The sequence below is a fragment of the Massilia sp. CT11-108 genome (genome assembly GCF_047302915.1).
GTDB classification, from domain to species: domain Bacteria; phylum Pseudomonadota; class Gammaproteobacteria; order Burkholderiales; family Burkholderiaceae_D; genus Telluria; species Telluria orientalis.
The window spans coordinates 1-2011 of record NZ_JBKYMO010000750.1 but is presented as its reverse complement, the minus strand read 5'-3'; the positions used below and the strand labels follow the sequence as shown (position 1 = coordinate 2011).

2 protein-coding genes are annotated in these 2011 nt (G+C 69.0%); both read left to right on the top strand.

Features of this window, described 5'->3' with window-relative positions; all coding sequences use genetic code 11:
- Window positions 1-1265 (top strand): type VI secretion system baseplate subunit TssF (tssF, locus tag ACEN88_RS30255; protein ID WP_413345663.1); only part of this gene is annotated, 1265 nt, incomplete at its 5' end.
- A partial coding sequence (gene tssG, locus ACEN88_RS30250; RefSeq protein WP_413345661.1) for a type VI secretion system baseplate subunit TssG occupies window positions 1229-2011 on the top strand: 783 nt, incomplete at its 3' end. The genes tssF and tssG, both read left to right, overlap by 37 nt.

Sequence of the window (2011 nt, the reverse complement as noted above, 5' to 3'; positions counted from 1 at the left end):
CGTCGTTCTGCGCCGCGCTGCGCGACGCGCTGTTCATGCGCGGCGTGTGCGCGTACGCGGAGGCCGACGGCAACGGGCGCTGGATCCCGCTGTCGAAGATCCCGCTGCAGCCGGCCGGCTTCGGCGAGGACGAGTCGCTGATCGACTTCCCGGCCCGCTCGCACACGGCGTACCGCCTCCTCACCGAATATTTTTGCTTCCCCGAGAAGTTCAACTTCTTCGACATCGACCTGGCCGCATTGACGGCCGCGCTGCCGGCAGGGACGCGTACCATCACGCTGCACCTGGCCTTGTCCGGCCTGCGCGCGGATTCGAACGCGGCCCGCATGCTGGGCACGTTGTCCGCGACGAACCTGCTGCTGGGCTGCACGCCGGTGGTGAATTTGTTCCGCCAGCGCGGCGAACCGATCCGCCTGACGCACACGACGGCCAGCTATCCCGTGCTGGCGGACGCGCGCCGCGCCTTCGCGTTCGAGGTGCAGGCTATCGACAGCGTGCGCCTCGTGCGCCAGACGCCGCAGGGCGAATCCATTGTGGAGTTTCGGCCGTTTTACTCGCTGCGCCACGGCCAGATGCCCGACAAGAGCGGCCACTACTGGATCATGCGGCGCGACCCGCTGCTGGCCGAACGCAGCCCCGGCTACGAGACCCAGATCTCCCTCGTCGACATCGATTTCGACCCGGCCGAGGTGGAGACGGACACGCTGAGCATCGAGCTCACGTGCACCAACCGCGACCTGCCCGCGCTGCTGTCGTACGGCGTGCGCGGCGGCGACCTGTTCATCGAGGGCGGATCGACGGTGCAGTCGATCAGCTTCCTGCGCAAGCCCACGCCGTCGTACCGCTTCGAGCGCGGACGCGGTGCGCACTGGCGCCTGATCTCGCACCTGTCGCTGAATCATCTGTCGCTGTCGGGCGGCGGCATCGCCGCGTTCCGCGAGATGCTCACCCTGTACGACCTGCCGCGCTCACCCTCGACGCAGCGCCAGATCGGCGGCATCCTCGCCGTCGAGCACCGCTCCGCGACGGCATGGCTGCCGGGGAATCCGTTCGCCTGCATGGTGCGCGGCATCGAGGTGCGGCTGACGATCGACGAGGAGGCGTTCGTCGGCAGCGGCGTCGACGCGTTCGCCCACATCGTCGAACGCTTCCTCGGCCTGTACGTGCACGCCAACAGCTTCACGCAACTCGTGATCGTTTCCAACAAGACCGGAGGAGAGCTGCTGCGATGCACGCCCCGAAGCGGCGATTTGAGCCTGCTGTAATCGAGCGGCTGTTCGCGCAGCCGTACCGCTTCCAGTATTTCCAGGCCGTGCGCATGATCGAGCTGTGGCTGCGCAAGCGCGGCATGGCGGAGGAGGGCGCGCTGGCGAATTTCCTGCGCTTTAGCAATTCGACCTCGCTCGCCTTCCCGGCCAGCGAGATCGAGGCGCTGCACGCGGAACCGCGCACGGTCGCGCCGAACAGCGCCGCCCTGGCCGCCGCTTTGCAGTCGCGGGAGCTGAAGTACGTGCGGCTGACGCCCACGTTCATGGGCCTGCTGGGTTCGAGCGGCGCCTTGCCGGCCCATTACACGGAGCGGGTGGCCGCGCAGCAGATCGCCGAACGGGACGACGGCCCGCGCGCCTTCCTCGACACGTTCTCGACCCGCACGCTGGCCCTGTTCTACGAGGCCTGGCGCAAGTACCGGCTGGAGCTGAAATACGGCGGCCGCCGGGACGGCTTCCTGCCACTGCTGCTGTCGCTGGCCGGCATGGGCCACACGGCGCTGCGCCGACGCCTGTCCGACCACGGCGACGGCGTGCTGGACGAAACCTTCGCCTACTTCGCCACCGCGATGCGCCAGCGGCCCGCGTCCAGCGTGCAGATCGCGCGCGTGCTGTCCGAGTACTTTGGCCAGCCCGTGCGCGCCGAGCAGTTCATCGGCCGCTGGTACGACGTGCCGGCCACGCAGCAGACGGCGCTCGGCCTCGGCAACGCCACGCTGGGCGGCGGCGCCATGGCCGGCACG